General features: G+C 70.6%; 17 protein-coding genes. 3 read left to right on the forward strand and 14 right to left on the reverse strand.

The window, feature by feature from the left end:
• The first annotated feature begins 51 nt into the window (after nucleotides 1–51).
• On the forward strand, nucleotides 52–636 hold the full coding sequence (locus ACL00U_RS08995) for a hypothetical protein (protein ID WP_017887323.1): 585 nt from the start codon (nucleotides 52–54) through the stop codon (nucleotides 634–636).
• Nucleotides 637–793: 157 nt separating this feature from the next.
• On the opposite strand, the gene ACL00U_RS09000 is transcribed toward ACL00U_RS08995, so the two are convergent.
• The 5 genes from ACL00U_RS09000 to ACL00U_RS09020 form a co-directional block, all read right to left on the reverse strand.
• Nucleotides 794–949, reverse strand: a complete 156-nt coding sequence (locus tag ACL00U_RS09000; protein ID WP_017887322.1) for a hypothetical protein — start codon at nucleotides 947–949, stop codon at nucleotides 794–796.
• A gap of 108 nt (nucleotides 950–1,057) precedes the next feature.
• Nucleotides 1,058–1,342, reverse strand: coding sequence for a DUF4190 domain-containing protein (locus ACL00U_RS09005; protein ID WP_017887321.1), 285 nt, complete (start codon nucleotides 1,340–1,342; stop codon nucleotides 1,058–1,060).
• 123 nt (nucleotides 1,343–1,465) lie between these two features.
• On the reverse strand, nucleotides 1,466–3,859 hold the full coding sequence (locus ACL00U_RS09010; protein ID WP_412873313.1) for an ATP-binding cassette domain-containing protein: 2,394 nt from the start codon (nucleotides 3,857–3,859) through the stop codon (nucleotides 1,466–1,468).
• Between the two features lie 91 nt (nucleotides 3,860–3,950).
• On the reverse strand, nucleotides 3,951–4,403 hold the full coding sequence (locus ACL00U_RS09015; protein ID WP_412873314.1) for an NUDIX hydrolase: 453 nt from the start codon (nucleotides 4,401–4,403) through the stop codon (nucleotides 3,951–3,953).
• A 10-nt stretch (nucleotides 4,404–4,413) separates the two neighbouring features.
• Nucleotides 4,414–5,175: an SDR family oxidoreductase gene (locus ACL00U_RS09020; RefSeq protein ID WP_056068678.1), complete on the reverse strand. Its 762-nt coding sequence runs from the start codon at nucleotides 5,173–5,175 to the stop codon at nucleotides 4,414–4,416.
• Between the two features lie 154 nt (nucleotides 5,176–5,329).
• On the opposite strand from ACL00U_RS09020, the gene ACL00U_RS09025 reads away from it, so the two are divergent.
• Nucleotides 5,330–5,803, forward strand: coding sequence for an NfeD family protein (locus ACL00U_RS09025; protein WP_017887317.1), 474 nt, complete (start codon nucleotides 5,330–5,332; stop codon nucleotides 5,801–5,803).
• Nucleotides 5,800–7,023, forward strand: a complete 1,224-nt coding sequence (locus ACL00U_RS09030; protein WP_017887316.1) for an SPFH domain-containing protein — start codon at nucleotides 5,800–5,802, stop codon at nucleotides 7,021–7,023. Before ACL00U_RS09025 ends, ACL00U_RS09030 begins: the two co-directional genes overlap by 4 nt.
• Before the next feature lie 73 nt (nucleotides 7,024–7,096).
• Here the strand turns inward: ACL00U_RS09030 and ACL00U_RS09035 are convergent, their stop codons facing one another.
• The 9 genes from ACL00U_RS09035 to ACL00U_RS09075 form a co-directional block, all read right to left on the reverse strand.
• The gene (locus ACL00U_RS09035) at nucleotides 7,097–7,447 is read right to left on the reverse strand and encodes an RNA polymerase-binding protein RbpA (protein WP_027465636.1); all 351 of its coding nucleotides are present in this window, start codon (nucleotides 7,445–7,447) and stop codon (nucleotides 7,097–7,099) included.
• 110 nt (nucleotides 7,448–7,557) lie between these two features.
• Nucleotides 7,558–9,150, reverse strand: a complete 1,593-nt coding sequence (gene lnt, locus ACL00U_RS09040) for an apolipoprotein N-acyltransferase (protein WP_236559498.1) — start codon at nucleotides 9,148–9,150, stop codon at nucleotides 7,558–7,560.
• An 11-nt stretch (nucleotides 9,151–9,161) separates the two neighbouring features.
• Complete coding sequence (locus tag ACL00U_RS09045; RefSeq protein WP_042537229.1) at nucleotides 9,162–11,600, reverse strand: DEAD/DEAH box helicase; 2,439 nt, start codon at nucleotides 11,598–11,600, stop codon at nucleotides 9,162–9,164.
• A complete protein-coding gene (gene tatC, locus ACL00U_RS09050; protein WP_031259811.1) occupies nucleotides 11,597–12,349 on the reverse strand; it encodes a twin-arginine translocase subunit TatC in 753 nt (250 codons plus the stop codon). The genes ACL00U_RS09045 and tatC overlap by 4 nt, the downstream gene beginning before the upstream one ends.
• Before the next feature lie 326 nt (nucleotides 12,350–12,675).
• Complete coding sequence (locus ACL00U_RS09055; protein WP_042537297.1) at nucleotides 12,676–13,647, reverse strand: helix-turn-helix transcriptional regulator; 972 nt, start codon at nucleotides 13,645–13,647, stop codon at nucleotides 12,676–12,678.
• Nucleotides 13,640–14,692 (reverse strand): helix-turn-helix transcriptional regulator, encoded by a 1,053-nt coding sequence (locus ACL00U_RS09060; RefSeq protein WP_040419687.1) that lies wholly within the window; start codon nucleotides 14,690–14,692, stop codon nucleotides 13,640–13,642. The genes ACL00U_RS09055 and ACL00U_RS09060 overlap by 8 nt, the downstream gene beginning before the upstream one ends.
• 71 nt (nucleotides 14,693–14,763) lie before the next feature.
• Nucleotides 14,764–15,684, reverse strand: coding sequence for an FKBP-type peptidyl-prolyl cis-trans isomerase (locus ACL00U_RS09065; protein WP_052481627.1), 921 nt, complete (start codon nucleotides 15,682–15,684; stop codon nucleotides 14,764–14,766).
• A gap of 42 nt (nucleotides 15,685–15,726) precedes the next feature.
• Entirely contained in the window at nucleotides 15,727–16,914 is a 1,188-nt protein-coding gene (locus ACL00U_RS09070) for a tRNA (adenine-N1)-methyltransferase (protein ID WP_307359690.1), read from the reverse strand.
• Complete coding sequence (locus ACL00U_RS09075; RefSeq protein WP_159556241.1) at nucleotides 16,911–17,660, reverse strand: HAD family hydrolase; 750 nt, start codon at nucleotides 17,658–17,660, stop codon at nucleotides 16,911–16,913. The genes ACL00U_RS09070 and ACL00U_RS09075 overlap by 4 nt, the downstream gene beginning before the upstream one ends.
• Nucleotides 17,661–17,775 lie beyond the last annotated feature (115 nt).

Below are 17,775 nucleotides of genomic sequence, written 5' to 3' on the forward strand. Positions count from 1 at the left end.
CGCCGGCCCCGCGTCCTGTCTGGCATGCTGAACCGCGGGGGAAGGGGCGCCATGGAAGACGACACGCTCGAGGGACGCGCCGCTCGTCGTCGACGGACCGTGAAGAACCTGGTGATCGGTACGGTCTTCATGACGGTGTTCGTGCTCATCGTTGCCGCCTGCCAAGGCCACCGGCCGTACATCGCGTCCGATGCCGTCGCCACCCAGCAGGACGAACGGACCGTCGCTGTCGTGAACGCGTTCATGGAGGCGAACGGTGGCTTGTCGCAGTGGAAGGACTACTACGACGAGGGGGAGTCCCGGCCTGCGCCGTTCGGGGAACTGACCGGCGACTCCGTCTGCTCGAACACCGACGTCCTCGGCTTCACCACCGGTGATGCTGGGATCCGCCGGGAAGTGAACCTGTCGAGCACGTCTGCAGTGACGCCACGGACAGTGCTCGACAACGCCGAGCGGGTTTGGACGCGGTACGACATCAGCCGCCGTGGCGACGACCGGGGCCGGAGCACGTGGACCCAGGTGCGGTTCTCAGGAGGCCGGACCTCGCCGACCGTGTACGTCAGCTACGCCGGTGACGACCCGGATGCGAAGGTCAACATGCTGGTCCTTGCCGCATCCGTCTGTCGGGAACTGTGACCGGTGGAGGCGGGGCGTTCTGGAGTCCGGTCCACCTGAGTTGACATAATATGCATTATCGGCGCGCACATGGACACCCGATCGGCGCTGAGTGAGCAGAAAAGGTCGGGTCCGTTCTCCGGACTCGACCTCTTCTGCTCACTGGATGACGACGGCGTCAGTCGGCGGGCTTCGTCGGGACGTCGTCGGCGTCGATCTCGAGCGCTGCCGGCTCGCCGCCCTGTTCCTCCAGGTTCCCCTGGTCGGTGTCGGGCTGCTCCGGCGACTCGCTCTGGGTGGTCTCTTCGGCTGGGTCAGGCTGGCTGTAGCTCATGCGCCGGACGGTACGCCCGGGTTCCTGGACACGTACCAGCGGCGCCGGAGATCGACAGCGGGCGCGTGGCGACTCCGCCACGCGCCCGCTGTCATGCGGCGATCAGCCTCAGTTGTTCATCGCGGGAACGACGATCGTCAGAGCGACGATGATGAAGATGATCGAGAGCACGAGGCCGATGACACTCAGGATGATGCCGGCGAGCACCATGCCTCGGGTACCGGCGTTGCGACGACGGGCGACGAAGCCCAGGACCAGGCCGATGATGCTGGCGATGAGTCCGACCCACACGAAGAGGAACGAGAAGACGACGCCGACGATGCCGAGGACGAGCGAACCGACGGCGATTCCGTTGCCGCTGTTGGTCGCGGGTGCGTTGCCGGGGTTGGACATGGTGGAGCTCCTTCTGGTCAGGACGCTGATCCAGGCCGGGTAGCCGATCGTGAGCGTCGGTCAGAACAGTAGTCCTCGCACACGGCTGGTGCCCAGATTCACCGTCCGAACCTGTCCCCCGGCTCAGGTTCCGACGTACGCCGCCAGGTGCTGCCCGGTCAGCGTCGACCGGGCCGCCACGAGTGCAGCGGGCGTCCCCTCGAACACGATGCGCCCGCCGTCGTGCCCGGCGCCCGGCCCGAGGTCGATGATCCAGTCAGCGTGCGCCATCACGGCCTGGTGGTGCTCGATCACGACGACCGTACGGCCGGCGTCGACGAGCCGGTCGAGCAGGCCGAGCAGCTGCTCGACGTCGGCCAGGTGCAGGCCCGCGGTCGGCTCGTCGAGCACCACCACACCGCCCCGGTCACCGAGGTGCGTCGCGAGCTTGAGCCGCTGCCGCTCTCCCCCGGACAACGTGGTGAGCGGCTGTCCGATCGTCAGGTAGCCGAGCCCCACGTCTGCGAGCCGGGCGAGGATCGTGTGGGCGGCTGGCAGTGCGGACGCCCCCGCCGCGAAGAACGCCAACGCGTCGGCGACGGACATGCCGAGCACCTCGCTGATGTCCTTCCCGCCCAGGTGGTAGCCGAGCACGGCCTGGTCGAACCGCTTGCCGTCGCACTCGACGCAGGGGCTCGCGACGCCCGCCATCATGCCGAGGTCGGTGTACACGACACCGGCACCGTTGCACGCCGGGCAGGCGCCCTCGGAGTTGGCGCTGAACAGTGCGGGCTTGACGCCGTTGGCCTTCGCGAACGCCTTGCGGATCGGTTCGAGCAGGCCGGTGTAGGTCGCCGGGTTGCTCCGTCGTGAGCCCCGGATACCGCTCTGGTCGATGGCGACCACGTCGTCGCGCCGAGCCAGCGACCCGTGGATGAGTGTGCTCTTGCCGGAACCGGCGACCCCAGTGACGACGGTGAGCACCCCGGTGGGGACGTCCACGTCGACGTCGTGCAGGTTGTGGGCCGACGCGCCGCGGATCGCGATCGCTCCGTCCGGACGACGGACGTCGGACTTCACGGTGACGCGGTCGTCCAGGTGCTGACCGGTCACGGTCCCGCTGGCGCGCAGCCCGTCGACGGACCCCTGGTAGCAGAGCGTCCCACCGCCGGAACCGGCACCGGGTCCGAGGTCGACGACGTGGTCGGCGATCGCGATGACCTCGGGCTTGTGCTCGACGACCAGGACGGTGTTGCCCTTGTCGCGCAACCGGACGAGCAGCTCGTTCATCCGCTCGATGTCGTGCGGGTGCAGCCCCGTGCTCGGCTCGTCGAAGACGTACGTGACGTCGCTGAGTGAGGAGCCGAGGTGCTTCACCATCTTCACGCGCTGCCCTTCTCCCCCGGACAACGTGCCGGTCGGACGGTCGAGCGACAGGTAGCCGAGTCCGATCTCGACGAAGGACTCGAGCAGGTCACGGAGCCCCTCGAGCAACGGCCCGACCCCCGGGTCGTCCAGACCCCGCAGCCAGGTGACGGTGTCGGTGACCTGCATCGCGCAGACGTCGGCGATGCTGCGGCCCGCGACCTTCGACGAGCGGGCGGTGTCGTTCAACCGGGTGCCGTCGCAGGCCGGACACGTCGTGAAGGTCACCGCACGGTCGACGAAGGCCCGGATGTGCGGCTGCATCGCCTCGCGGTCCTTCTGCAGGAACGATCTGCGGACCCGGTGCACGAGCCCCTCGTAGGTCATGTTGATGCCGGCGATCTTCTGCTTCGTCGGCTCGCGGTACAGGAAGTCCTGCCGCTCCTGCTCGGTGAAGTCGCGGATCGGGGTGTCCCGGTCGAAGTAGCCCGACTCGGCGTACAGCCGCACGTTCCACCCGTCGGTCCCGTACCCGGGGATCGTGAGCGCGCCGTCCCCGAGCGACTTCGTCTCGTCGAACAGCTGCGTCAGGTCGATGTCGTTCACCAGGCCCCGACCCTCGCAGTCCGCGCACATGCCGCCGAGCCGCGTGAACGAGACCTTCTGGGCCTTCGCGTCCGCACCCTTCTGCACCGTGATCGCTCCCCCGGCCGTCACGGTGGCGAGGTTGAACGAGAACGCGTTCGGTCCGCCGACGTGCGGCTGACCGAGTCGGCTGAACAGCACGCGCAGCATCGCGTTCGCGTCCGTCGCGGTGCCGACGGTGGAGCGCGGGTCGGCGCCGATGCGCTCCTGGTCGACGACGATCGCGGTGGTCAGGCCGTCGAGCAGGTCGACGTCGGGACGCGCGAGCGAGGGCATGAACCCCTGCACGAACGCGCTGTAGGTCTCGTTGATCATCCGCTGCGACTCGGCGGCGACGGTGCCGAACACGAGCGAGCTCTTGCCCGAGCCGGAGACCCCGGTGAACACCGTGAGCCGGCGCTTCGGCAGGTCCACGTCGACGTCGCGCAGGTTGTTGGCGCGCGCTCCGCGCACGCGGATCCGGTCGTGCCGGTCGGCAGGGTGCACGACGGGACCGGCGGGGTCGTCGTCGACCGGATCGGTGTCCATGCGGGTCAGCGTACCGACGGGAGGCCCGTGGCGGGGCCGCCACGGGCCTCCCGTCCGCTGATGGGTCGGCCGTCAGGCCGTGGTGGGGTGCTCAGGCGCCGTGACGGCGCACCAGGTCCGGCAGCTCTGCGGGTTCGAACGCCTCGTCGGTCGCTTCGAGCTCGTCCGCCGTCCACCAGCGCGAGGCGAGGATGTCGACGCGTTCGTCGTCGGTCCACTCGGCGTCGGACAACTCGAAGCCCGGCGTGCGGACGACGTAGAACTCGGCGTGCCCACGGTCGTGGTCAGCGAGGTCCCAGTCGACGGTGAAATCCCACGACCAGACCGGTTCGCCGGGTTCGTCGATGACGATCCCGGTCTCCTCGCGCAGCTCGCGGATCGCGGCGTCGCGGTGGGACTCCCCCGGGTCGACGCCGCCACCCGGCGTGATCCAGCGGTGCGCACCGTCGGACGAGGGCGACTTCGTGTCCATCAGGAACACGCGACCCCGGGGGTCGAGCAGCAGGATGCGGGAGGTGCGGCGCAGGCCGGGCTTGGCGGTCACCCGCCCGACGTTAGCCGACGAATCCGCTGACGTCGCCGACCAGCTTGGTGTGGTCGGCGGGGATCGGCTCGACGGCGGCCAGGGCGATCTCGGCCGCGAACTCGGAGACGCTGTATAGTTTGCCGACCTCTTGCCGACGGCCCTCGATCGCGCCGGGGTTCAGGCGGTTCAGGAGCGTCGCGGTGATCGTGCCCTCGATCATGTCGCCGGAGACGACGACGAACTCGATGCCCGCGGCCTCGAGCTGCGGGATGAGCGCACGGAGGGCGAGTTCCCCGGCACGCTTGCTCTTGGCGACCGGGACGTACTCGTCCATCGTCTCGGCGGTCTCGACGAAGTGCGCCTGGTGGCTCGTGACGAAGACCACGCGCGACCCGGCAGGCATGTGCGGCACGGCGGTCTGCAGCATGTCGACCTGGGCGTCGCGGTTCAGGCGGAGCGCGTAGTCCTCGCCGACACCGGACTCCATGCCGCCCGAAGCGTTGAGCACGAGCAGGTCGATGCCGCCCCACTCCCGCACGACCGTGTCGACCAGGGCCTGCACGGAGTCGTGCTCGGTGAGGTCGGCGCCGACGGCCAGGGCGGAGCCACCGGACTCGACGATCTTCTCGGCGATCTGCTCGGCCCGCCTGGCCTTGTTGCGGTAGTTCACGACGACCTTCGCGCCGGCCTCGGCCAGGTACCCGACGGTGTCGGCGCCGATGCCACGGGACGAACCGGTGACGACGGCGCGCTTGTCGGTGAGGGATCCGGGGGCGAGGGGGTTGCTCACAGTCGTGTTCTCCAGGTCTGGTTCCGGCCGGTCGGGCGCACCGAGCCTACCAATCGCCTGCACGGTCGTCGGACGTCCTTGATATGTTGAACGGAGTTGTACCGGCTGTCGCGACGCAGCGAGCCGCCGCGCGCGACCGAGGGAGGGAGATCGCGTGAACGGAATCGATTGGATCCAGAGCATCGTCTGGATCGGCCTGGTGTTGCTCCTGGGCGTGGTCGAGATCTTCACTCTCGACTTCATCTTCATCATGCTCGCGGCGGGCGCCGCCGGCGGGTTGGTCGCCGCGCTCCTGGGCGCACCGTGGTGGCTGTCCGCCATCGTCGCCGCGGTGGCCGCCCTGGTGCTGCTGTCGCTCGTCCGACCTCGACTGCTCGTCGCCCTCGGCCGTGGCGCCGACCCGCACCGCACCAACGTCGAGGGCCTCATCGGGCTCGCCGGCACGGTCGCGGTCGCCTTCACCGCTTCCAGCCCTGGCCAGGTCCGCCTGGCCAACGGCGAGACCTGGAGCGCGCGGTTCGCCGCGGACTCCGTCGACCGCACACCGCCACTCGGGACCCCTGTGGTCGTCGAGTCGATTGAGGGGTCGACCGCGGTCGTACGCCTCGCAGAAAGGGCCACCTCGTGACCAGCATCTCCCCGGGGACGATCGCACTGCTCGTCCTCATCCTCGTCGTCGTCATCTTCGTGATCGTCGTCCTGGCGAAGGCGATCCGCATCGTCCCCCAGGCCACCGCGGGCGTCGTCGAACGTCTCGGCAAGTACCACAAGACCCTCAATCCGGGGTTGAACCTCCTGGTGCCGTTCATCGACCGTCTGCGGCCGCTGCTCGACATGCGCGAGCAGGTCGTCTCGTTCCCGCCGCAGCCCGTGATCACCGAGGACAACCTGGTGGTCTCGATCGACACGGTCGTCTACTTCCAGGTGACCGACGCCCGTGCGGCGACCTACGAGATCGCGAACTACCTCGGCGCCGTCGAGCAGCTCACCACCACGACGCTCCGCAACGTGGTCGGTGGCCTGAACCTCGAAGAGGCCCTGACCAGCCGCGACAACATCAACGGCCAGCTGCGCGTCGTCCTCGACGAAGCGACCGGCAAGTGGGGCATCCGCGTCGGCCGAGTCGAGCTCAAGGCGATCGAGCCGCCCGTGTCCATCCAGGACGCCATGGAACAGCAGCTCCGTGCCGAGCGCAGCCGTCGTGCCGCGATCCTGCAGGCCGAGGGCACCAAGCAGTCCCAGATCCTCGAGGCCGAGGGCCAGCGGCAGGCCGCGATCCTGGCGGCCGAGGGTGACGCCAAGGCGCAGGTCCTGCGTGCCGAAGGTGAAGCCCAGGCCATCGCGACCGTGTTCGAGGCGATCCACACCGGTGACCCCGACGAGAAGCTGCTGTCCTACCAGTACCTGCAGACCCTGCCGAAGATCGCGGAGGGCACGTCGAACAAGCTCTGGATGATCCCGAGCGAGTTCACCGAGGCCCTGTCCGGCATCGCCAAGGGCTTCAGCGCCAGCCGCGGTGGTGGCGGCGCCGGACCGGTCGCCGGTGCTGCAGGTGCTGCCGGTGGCGCGGACTTCCTGTCCCGTATCTCGAAGCTCGCGAACGAGAGCCTGGCGAACACCGCCGCGGGCGGATCCGCCGACACGACGATGCCGCGCGCGGACGCCACCGCCGCCGACATCGTCCCCGAGTCCGAGCTCGACGCGCGTCTGGCCGAGTCGAACCGCAGCGTCGACGCCCACATCGCGGCCGCCGATGACGCGACCGCCGAGCAGGTCGAGGACACTCCGACGACGCCGGGCGACGACGCTTCCGGTCACCGGACGAGCGACGGCTCCGGTCGGCGCTGACACGTCGGCACGAACGAACGACGACGCCCGCCCCGGGGAACCGAGGCGGGCGTCGTCGTTCGTGCGTGGGGTGTCAGGCGCCGCGTCGTGCGCGGAGGACCTGCAGGCGCTCTTCGAGGAGCTCCTCGAGTTCCTCGCGCGAGCGGCGCTCGAGCAGCATGTCCCAGTGGGTGCGGGGTGCCTTCACGTCCTCTTCGGCGACCTCGACGGGGATCCCGTCGTCGCCGAGCAGTCGGCCCTCGCGGCCGGAGCGGGGCTCCGACCAGGTCTGGGGGACGTCCGCATCAGCCGAGAAGACGATGTCGAACGTCTCACCCGAATCCGTCTGGTAGACCGCGCGCTTGCGATCCGAGAGCTCGACGCCCTCTTCGCTCTGGAGACTCTGACTCCCGAGCCGCATGCCGCGGAGACTCCGATCAGCCATGTGTGTGCTCCTCTCGCTCGTCTGCCCTCCACAACACTGTCCCACGCCCCATCAATCCCGTACCGGCGCATTCACAGTCCGTTCCCAGTGGCTGGGCGCGGCGGGTCGGATCAGGAGCGAGCGCGACGACCCCAGGGGGCGCAGGCCAGGAGCACGAGCAGCCCGCCGAGGGCGAGCAGGAGTGTGATCGACCCGGACAGGATCGATGCCGGGGTGGTGGACGTCCCGAGCGGCACGTCGGTCACCATCGAGGTCGCGGTGTACTCAGGAACCCGGTCGATCGTGCGGCCGCTCGGGTCGATGACCTGCGACGCTCCGACGGTCGAGATGTTCACGAGCGAGCGTCCGGTCTCGATGGCCCGCATCCGCGCGATCTCGAGCTGCTGCAGGTTCTCGTCGGTGCCGGAGAAGTCGGCGTTGTTCGTCTGCGCGAGGATCACCTGCGCTCCCCCGCGCACCATGTCGGCGGTCAGAGAGTCGTCGACGATGTCGAAGCAGATCGAGATGCCGGCACGGACCCCCGCCACGGACAGCACGTTCGGCTTCGTCCCCGGCGTGTAGTCGCGCTGCAGCAGACCGATGAGCGACGGCGCGAGCTTCGAGAAGAACCAGCGATCGGGCACGTACTCACCGAACGGCACCGGGCGCTTCTTGTCGTACGAGGACTGCCAACCGTCCGCGGTCCACACGAACGACGTGTTGTGCAGGACCCCCGACGGCGTCTGCGTGATGGCGCCCGCGACGATCGGAGCGTGGAGCGAGTCGACCACGGAGTCGAGCGCCGAGGCGATGACGGGCTGCTGGCGCGGGTCGTACTCCGCACCTGCCTCGGGCCAGACGACCAGGTCCACACCCTTCGCGTCCACGTCCGTCGCCGCGACCTGCGCCGCCAGGACGTCGCCTGGCTGCGCGCGGTCGAAGTAGCCAGCCGGTCCGTTGCCCTGCACCGACTCGACCCGGATGGTGCCGCTCGTCGCCGTCGGCCACGCCGGCACCGCCAGGACCGCCGCGACGAGCAGGCCCGCCGTCGCCACCCGCACGGGCAGGCGGAGGGTGACGCCCGGCGCGCGGGGCGCCACGAGCGCGAGCGACACGACGACCGCGACGCAGTACACGACGACGAAGGTGAGTCCGAGGACGCCGACGTACGCGGCCAGGTGCGCGAACGGCCCCTGCGACTGCGACAGCCCGACCCGCCCCCAGGCGAATCCGCCGTACGGCCAGCTCCCCGAGAACCACTCGCGTCCGGTCCAGAGTGCGGCGACGACGGCCGGGAGGCCCCACACGCGTCCGGCGGTCGACGGCACCACGCGCGCGACCCAGCGGTACGCCAGGGCGATGGCCACGCTGCCGAGGGCGAAGAACGCGGCCTCCAACAGCGCCAGCGCGAACCACGGGACCGGGCCCAGGTAGCGGCCGGCCCACGAGATCGCGGGGATCCAGAACGCCGCACCGGCGAGGTAGCCGATCCACGCCGCGCGCCGTGCACGCTGCCCCATCACCGCGAGCAGCATGCAGGCGAGCGCCGGGTAGGCCAGGAACCACCACCCGGGCGACGGGAACGCGAGGGCGAACAGGATCCCGCCGATGACGGCCAGTGGTAGCGCGGTGCCCAGCGGCAACGCGGCGAACGGGCCGATCGCGGCCGCCCCGCGGCCGACGCGCGTGGGCAGCCCGCGCACAGTCGTCTCCGGAACCCGCACCGTGCCTCCTGTCAGACCGCTGCGTAGGCGACGATGCCGCGGCGGACCGCGTCCGTCGCACGTCTCGCGGTCTGGGCCAGGTCGTCGTCGCCGGCGTTCCGGATCTGGTCGAGCAGGTCGATGACTTGCTTCGACCAGCGCACGAAGTCGCCGGCGGGCAGGTCGAGGGTCCGGAGGACGTCGTCGAGCGCCGAGCCCGAGGCCCAGCGGAACATGCCGACCGCCATCGCCGGGGTGGGCGGCTGCGAGCCGGCCAGACGTGCCGCACGCTCGATGTCGTCGAGGCGTGACCAGATCGTCAGGGTCTCGTCGAGCGCCGGGCGGAACGCACCACGGGGCAGCGCGTGCTCGGTGCCGGGCGCGTCCTCGCGACGGGGCTGGTAGATGATCGTCGCGGCCATGGCGGCGAGCTGCGCCGGGGTGAGGTCCTTCCAGACACCCGCCTCGAGGCACTCGGCCACGAGCAGGTCGCGGTCGCCGTAGATCCGCTGCAGACGACGGCCGCCGGCTGCCACGGTGGCTTCACCGTTGCCGCCGTCCACCAGGTAGCCGAGCTCGAGCAGGACCTCGGTGACCCGGTCGAACGTCGTCGCGACGGCGCCCGTGCGGGACCGGATCTGCTGGACGAGCTTGTCGTTGGCGCGCTTGAGCTTCCACCAGCGCTCGGACCAGCGGGCGTGGGCCTCGCGTTCCGGGCAGGTGTGACAGGGGTGGCGCTGCAGCTGACGGCGGACCGCGGTGATCGCGGCCTGGCGTTCCTGGCGGGCGCCGTGCGATGCCTCTCGACCCCCAGGGACGTTCGTGCGCTCGAGGTCGGAGAGTTCTCGGCGGAGCGCCGAGTACTCGGTGAAGTCGCCGAGGTGGCACTGCATCGCCTGCTGGTAGCCGTCGAGCGACTCCTGCTGCGAGCGGACCTTGCGGGCGAGGTCGACCACCGACCGGTCGGCCTGGAACTGGGCGAACGACGTCTCGAGGACCTCGCGCGTGCGCTGCCGGCCGAACTGGTCGATCAGGTTGACCGCCATGTTGTAGGTCGGCTTGAACGACGAGTTGAGCGGGTACGTGCGACGGCTGGCCAGCGACGCCACGGCCTGCGGGTCGAGTCCGTCGGTCCACTGGATGACCGAGTGCCCCTCGACGTCGATCCCGCGACGACCGGCACGACCGGTGAGCTGGGTGTACTCCCCCGGGGTGATCGGCACACGCGCTTCGCCGTTGAACTTCTCGAGCTTCTCGAGCACGACGGTGCGCGCCGGCATGTTCACGCCGAGCGCCAGGGTCTCGGTGGCGAAGACGACCTTCAGCAGCTTGCGCTGGAAGAGGTTCTCCACGACCTCCTTGAATGCGGGGAGCATGCCGGCGTGGTGCGCCGCGACCCCGCGCTCGAGGCCTTCCAGGAACTCCCAGTAGCCGAGCACTGCGAGGTCCTCGTCCGGCAGGGTGCGGCAGTGGTACTCCGCGGTCTCGCGGATCTCGTTGCGCTCCGGCACCGTCGTCAGCGACAGCCCTGACCGCAGGACGTTCCGGACGCCTTGGTCGCAACCGTTGCGGCTGAACACGAAGAAGATCGCGGGCAGCAGCATCCGCTCGTCGAGCATGTGCGCGATCTGCTCGCGGTGCACCTTCTCGGTGCGCGGCCCACGGCGCTCGGGGTAGCCCCCGCGACCACGACGACCGCGGTGTCCGCCGCCGTTCCGCTCGCTCCGTGCGCCGCCGCCGACCATGCGGAGCAGTTCGGGGTTGACACGGTTCGTCGCCGCTGCGCCGCTCGAGTCGAACAGGTCGACCATCTTCGAGCCGACCAGGACGTGCTGCTCGAGCGGGACCGGGCGGTCTTCGGAGACGATGACGTCGGTGTCGCCACGGACGGTCTGCAGCCAGTCGCCGAACTCCTCGGCGTTGGACACCGTGGCACTGAGCGAGACCAGGCGGACCTCGGTCGGCAGGTGCAGGATCACTTCTTCCCACACGGCACCGCGGAACCGGTCGGCCAGGTAGTGCACCTCGTCGAGGACCACCCAGGCGAGGTCGTCGAGCAGGTCCGAATCGGCGTAGATCATGTTCCGCAGCACCTCGGTCGTCATCACGACGACGCGGGCGCGGGGGTTGACGTTGGTGTCGCCGGTGAGCAGGCCGACCTCGGACTCGCCGTAGACGTCGACGAGCTCGGCGTACTTCTGGTTGCTGAGCGCCTTCATCGGGGTCGTGTAGAACACCTTCGCCGTCGGCTGCCGCATGGCGAGCCAGATGGCGAACTCGGCGATGATCGTCTTGCCTGCACCGGTCGGGGCGGCGACCAGCACGCTGCGGCCCTGGTCGAGCGCGTCACAGGCCGCGAACTGGAACGGGTCGAGGTCGAACCGCAGGTCGGTCCGGAAGAGCTCGAGGTTGCGCGACCGGTTGCGCACCTTGGCCGCGGCGAAGCGCTCGGCTGCGCTCGTGCCGCTCACAGGCCGTACTCCTCGTCGAGCTTCGCCTGCCGCTTGGCCACGCGGCGGTCGTGGATCCAGGCGACGAAGCACGCTGCGATGTAGAGCACCACCATCGGGACGGCGAGCAGGAACATCGAGATGACGTCGGCGCTCGGGGTCACGATGGCGCAGAAGACCAGGATGCAGAGGATCGCGACGCGCCAGCTCTTGATGATCGCGGCGGCCGACAGAACGCCGACGAAGTTCAGCAGGACGATGAACACCGGCAGGACGAAGGCGATGCCCACCGCGACGATGAGCTTGATGACGAAGTCGTAGTACGCCTTCGCATCGACGATCGAGGTGTCCTGGCTGGACACGAAGCTGCCGAGGATGCCGACCACGTGCGGCAGGATGTACCACCCGAAGTAGCACCCGGCGAAGAACAGCGGGATGGCGGTGCCGAGGAAGCCCCACACGTACTGCCGCTCACGCCGGATCAGCGCCGGCACGATGAACGCCCAGATCTGGTACAGCCAGACGGGGCTCGCGATGACGACACCGATGGTGATCGCGATCTGCAGCTTGAGGTCGAACGCCCCGGTGATCATCGGGAAGTTCAGCTCGGCGGTGTGCCCGCCGACCTTGGCGAGCTCGGTCACCGGTGCCCGCAGCGAGTCGAGCACCCACGGGGTGAGGAACCATCCACCGACCGCGCCGATGACGATCGCCACCACTGCGCGGAAGAGGCGGTTGCGCAGCTCGATGAGGTGCTGCCCGAGCGACATGCGGCCTTCGGCGTCGGTCTTCTGGCGCCCCTGCCGCTTCGCTCGCCCGCGCGCGGTCGTCGAAGCCATGTGGTCGATCTTACGGGGTCGGGACCGACAGTCCGCCGGGGGTCGGCGTGGGCGGGGTGCGGGCGGGCCGAGCGGGTTCGGCGGGTGGCCGGTTGGGCGGGCGCAACGGGGCGTACCTGGCGAGATCGGACGTACCTGGTCGGATCAACGCACCAGGTACGCCCGGAACGACCAGGCACCCGCGGCCCACCGAGCGGGAACGGGCACACCTGGCGAGATCGGGCGAGAAGCGACCGACGGAGACCCCGGGGCGGACGTCAGCCGGCGGCGAGGGCCGCGGCGGCGAAGTCGCGCACGGCGTCACGGGCAGCGGGCGGGTCGAGCACCACCGCGCGGCCGGGCAACCCCGCGACGAGCCGGACCACCCCGTCGAACCCGTGCGACGCCGCGAGCCGGATGCGCACACGCCCGTCGGTGTCGGGCGCGTCGGCGGTGTCGGCCAGGAAGTCGGCGACCAACGGCAGCGACGTGGAGTCGAGTTCCACGGTGACGATGACGTCGTCGGCGGCCTGCTGGAAGAGCGTGTCCGGGATGACGACCTGGTCGATCGTCTTCTCGGCGGGACGGTCGTCGACACGGGCCTCGGACATCCGGTCGAGCCGGAACGTCCGGAGCGCCTGCCGGTCGAGGTCCCACGCGCGCAGGTACCAGTCGGTGTCGATCGACTCGACGCGGAGCGGGTCGACCCGTCGGGTGCTGCCCTGCGTGCGCGGTCCGGCGTACTCGAAGACCAGACCGCGGCCGTCCGACATGGCCCGGCGGATGGTGGCGAGGGCGACGTCGTGCAGGTCCTGCCCGACGGCGACGGTCGACGCCGCTCCCCCGGCACCGCGGGACAGCTTGGCCATGAGGGCGCGGATGGCGTCGCGGTCTGCGGCCTCGGGCAGCGCGGACAGGTACTGCAAGCCGGCGATGAGTGCCGAGGCCTCGCGAGCGGACAGTCGGGGCGAGTCGTCGATCGCCACCAGGTTGGTCAGGACGATCATGTCGTTCTGGTCGAAGTCGTCCCACGCGATGTCGAACAGGTCACCGTGCTGGTACTGCATCGTCTCGCCCGGGACCCCCGACACCGCGATGAGTTCGACGGCGCGGCGGATGCGGGCTTCTGGCACCCCGAAGTGCCGAGCGGCCTCGGCCACCGAGACACGCTCGCGGTCGATCAGGTACGGCACCAGGGCGAGCAGGAAGGCGAGCTTGTCCTGCGCCTGCAGGGGTTGGGCGTCAGCCACGAACGGGGTCCTCTCCGGGGGCTGCGGCACGGTCGTCGGCGGTGTGGTCGCGCACGAGCGCGCGGAGGCGCTCTTCGACCCGTGCCCGCAGGTCGGCCGGCTCGAGCACCCGGACCTCGGGACCGAATGCTGCGAGTTCCTCGGCCAGGATCTGTGGGTCGACGTGGTGCAGCACGAGCCCGCCGTCGGCGTCGGTCTCGGTGTCGCGGCGACGGGTGAGTCGGCGTTCGGCGTCGGACCCGGGTGCCACGGCGATGCGTGCGGTGCGCTCGGCCCAGATCCGCTCGAGCTCGGCGAGGGTGCGCTCCCCCGCGCCGACGGGCGCGGTGTGCTGTCCGACCGCGTACTGGGTGACGGGTCCGACGATCCGGGACAGCAGGTAGTTCTTGTCGGAGTCGGTCGCGAACTCGTGGGCGGCGAGCATCCACCGACCGCCGTGCTGCACGAGGGCGAGCGGGGCGACCTCACGCCGGCGGGCGTCGTGCTGCCCGGGCGTGATGTAGTCGAAGCGGACGGCTGCGCCGCGGTCGAGCGCGGAGCGGAGCGGTTCGAACGAGGCGTCCCGGGCGCGGAGCCGCGGGGCGTAGGCGTCGACCCCGAGCTGCAGGGCACCGTCGTCGTCCTCGGCACCCGCCGAGCGCACCTTCAGCAGGCCGCGGCGGGAGTCGGCGGACAGTGCGCCCTCGCGCCACGCCATCGCGGCCAGGGACAGCAGCGCGGATTCGTCCGGGGTGAACCGGACGTCGACGGGCAGGTCGTACTCGCCCTTCGGGATCCGGTAGCGGAGCGTCTGGTTGTTGCCCGCGGCACCCGGCGTCTCGATGGTCTCGAGCGGGATGCCGAGCTCGCGGACGTCGTCCTTGTCGCGTTCGAACTGACGCTCGAGCGAGGCGTTGTCGCCACCGGTCGAGAACCGCTGCCGGTACCCCTGCACGTTGGCCAGGATCTCGGCCTTGGTCAGCCCGGACTCCGTCGAGAGCAGCGCGAGCACGAGGCTGAACAGCCGCTCCTCGGCGGGCACACGGGGCACACGGGTCGCTGGCACGAGCCGATCCTACGGCAGCGCGGGTGCACCGGAGTGCACCCGCGCCGCGGTCCGTGGACGGTCGGAGGAGGTCAGTTCGAGATCGCTCCGAGGACGTCGATCACGTAGGCGTTCGCGGTCCCCTGCTGGTTGACGATCGCCAGGACCTGGTCACCGACGCGGTGCCCGACGATCGCGTTCCGGACGCCCTCGTCGACCTGGCCCTTGGTGAGCGGGACCGCCTGTGCGCCGGAACCGTCGGTCCAGCTGGAGCCGACGACGGACGGGTCGGCACCCCAGGTGACGGCGGTGTACTTGATGACCGCGGTGTCCTTCGCGGTGAGCTCGCGGCCGTCGCCCTTGCGGAGCAGGTGCGTCTCGTTCGACTTCGGGGCGCTCCACGACGGGATCGTGATGCCGGGGGCACCGGACGGTGCGAGCACGACGGCGGGCATCTTGTCGCCGGCGAGCTGCGGGGTGCCGGTGGCTCGGGCGTCGAACGCCCGCTTGACGTCGATGACGGCGATCACGGCGTCCTCGGTCTTCTTGGACGAGTCGGTACCAGCGGCGCCGCCGGTGCTGCTCAGGGCGCTCTTCGGCAGGGCCACCGCCAGGCGGTCGCCGACGTGGGCGCACTGCAGCGAGTCGCCGAGGGCCCCGTAGTTGCTCGCGCCCGCGGTGATCGGCGCGGTCTGGCCCGAGTAGCCGCTCGTCTGGGCGACCTGGCCGGTGGAACCGTCGACCAGGGTGTACTCGACCAGGACGGGGGTGCCGTCGTCGATGGTGCGACCGGTGCCCTGCTTCAGCACGGACACCTGGGTGCCCTTGGTGGTGAGGCCCTTCGGCACGGTGACCTTCGGCTCCGAGCCGAACTTGCCGGTGGCGGTCACCGCTTCGGAAGCGGCACCGGGAGCGGCACAGCTCGCGGGCGTGGTGCCGGCACCGTTCGAGGCGCAGGCGGTGAGGGACACCGCGAGACCGATGGTGACCAGGAGTGCGGGGATGGTGCGCACGGACCCTCTTTCCGTTCGATGCAGGACGGGCACGCCGTCAGCCTACCGTTCGTCCTCGACGGCCCCGGACAGAGCCCCAGCGGCATCCGACGGAACCCCGTCGGCCCCCGACGGAGCCACGGCGGCATCCGACGGAACCACCGCCGACGATGCCTCGGCCGCCGCGACCTTGCGCGCCTGCGCCGCCGACTGCCGGGCCACCTTGCGGAGCTTCTTGTCGCTCGTCGCCCGCTCGCCCACGGCTCCCGGGGTCCACGCCTCGATGTCCTCGTCCGAGAACTCGGCCTTGCCCGCTCGGCGCTTCAGGTTCGGCAGGACCGTGCCGTCGGCCAGGCGTCGTGCCGTGATCAGGAACCCGGTGTGCCCGACCATGCGGTGGTCCGGGCGGACGGCGAGCCCCTCGACGTGCCAGGTGCGCACCAGGGTCTCGCTCGGCATCGGGTCGGTGAAGCGTCCGGTGTCGCGCAGCGCCTCGGCCGTGCGGGACAGCTGCGTGACGGTCGCGACGTAGCAGACGATGAGTCCGCCGGGCACGAGGGCGTCGGCTGCGGCGTCCACGCACTCCCACGGCGCGAGCATGTCGAGCACGACGCGGTCGACGCTCTGCGGCTCGGTCGCGTCGGGCAGCGACTCGACCAGGTCACCGACGGTGACGGACCAGTTGTCCGGGACAGCACCCAGGAAGGTGCCGACGTTGCCCTTGGCGATCGCGGCGAACTCCTCGCGGCGCTCGAACGACTGCAGCTGCCCGGTCGGGCCGATCGCGCGGAGCAGGAACAGCGACAGCGCCCCCGAGCCGACACCGGCCTCGACCACGCGGGCCCCGGGGAAGACGTCCGCGAAGGCCACGATCTGCGCGGCGTCCTTCGGGTAGACGATCGCCGCACCACGCGGCATCGACATCACGTAGTCGTTGAGCAGCGGACGGAGCGCGAGGTACTCGTCGCCGGTGCTCGCCCGGATGACCGAGCCGTCGGGCTGGCCGATGACGTCGTCGTGCCGGAGCACCCCGCGGTGCGTGTGGTACTCACCGGCGGTCTCGAGGGACAGCGTCGTGAGCTTGCCCTTCGGACCGGTGAGCTGCACGCGGTCGCCGGCCCGGAACGGGCCGCGCGGCGGCGTGTGTGGTGCCCCGCCCGCGGTGTGCGGGAGGGCTGCGGTCGGGTCCGCAGTCGGACTGGAGGCGCTGCTCGCGTCCGCTAAGTCGCGTGCGTCGTCGGTGTGGCTCATCGGGTGACCCCTTCGGTGTCCGCAGCGTGCGCCGGGTCCGGCACCGCGCCTCCAGCCCGTGCGGCCAGTGCCGGCGTCGTCAACTCGACCAGCCGGTCGACGTCGACGCCCGCCAGGGTGGTCAGGTGCACGTCGCCGCCGGCGATCTCGGACAGCGGGACGATGTGCTCGACGGCGACCGTGACGGCGCCGGAGGCGACGGCCGACGCGACTCCGGTGGCGGAGTCCTCGATCGCGACGCACGCGGTGGGCTCGACGCCGAGCTGCGCGGCGGCGGACAGGTAGGCGTCGGGGAACGGCTTCGGGCGGTCGACGTCGTCACCGGCCACGACGACGCGGAAGCCGCGCTCGCCCAGGGCCTCGGCGGCGACGAGCGCCATCTTGCGCCGGGACATCGTCACCAGGGCGGTGGGGATGCCGCGGGCGTGCAGCTCCTCGATGAGCTCACGGGCACCCGGACGCCACGGCAGCTCGCCGTCGCGCAGGTGCTCCATCACGTAGTCGGTCATCCACTGGATGATCTCCTCGACCTCCATGTCGACGCCCTTGGCGCGCAGGAGCTCGCCGGAGCGCTCGAGGCCGCTGCCCACCAGGGACAGGCCGTCCGCTTCCGTCCACTCGGCGCCGTACCGGGTCGTCAGGTCCACCTGGGACCGCTGCCAGATCGGCTCGGTGTCGATGATCGTGCCGTCCATGTCCCACAGCACGGCTGCGGGCGGGACGAGGGCAGGAGGATGCGCGGTCACGGGCGACGAGTCTACCGGGGCCGTTCCGCTGGGCGCGGACGCGCACGTCCGCCGGCACCCCCTGGGCCTACAGTGGATGCCTGAATCGTGTCCGGCCGGGGGCATCGCTCCCGCC

The organism is Curtobacterium poinsettiae (genome assembly GCF_047226435.1).
GTDB lineage: Bacteria > Actinomycetota > Actinomycetes > Actinomycetales > Microbacteriaceae > Curtobacterium > Curtobacterium poinsettiae.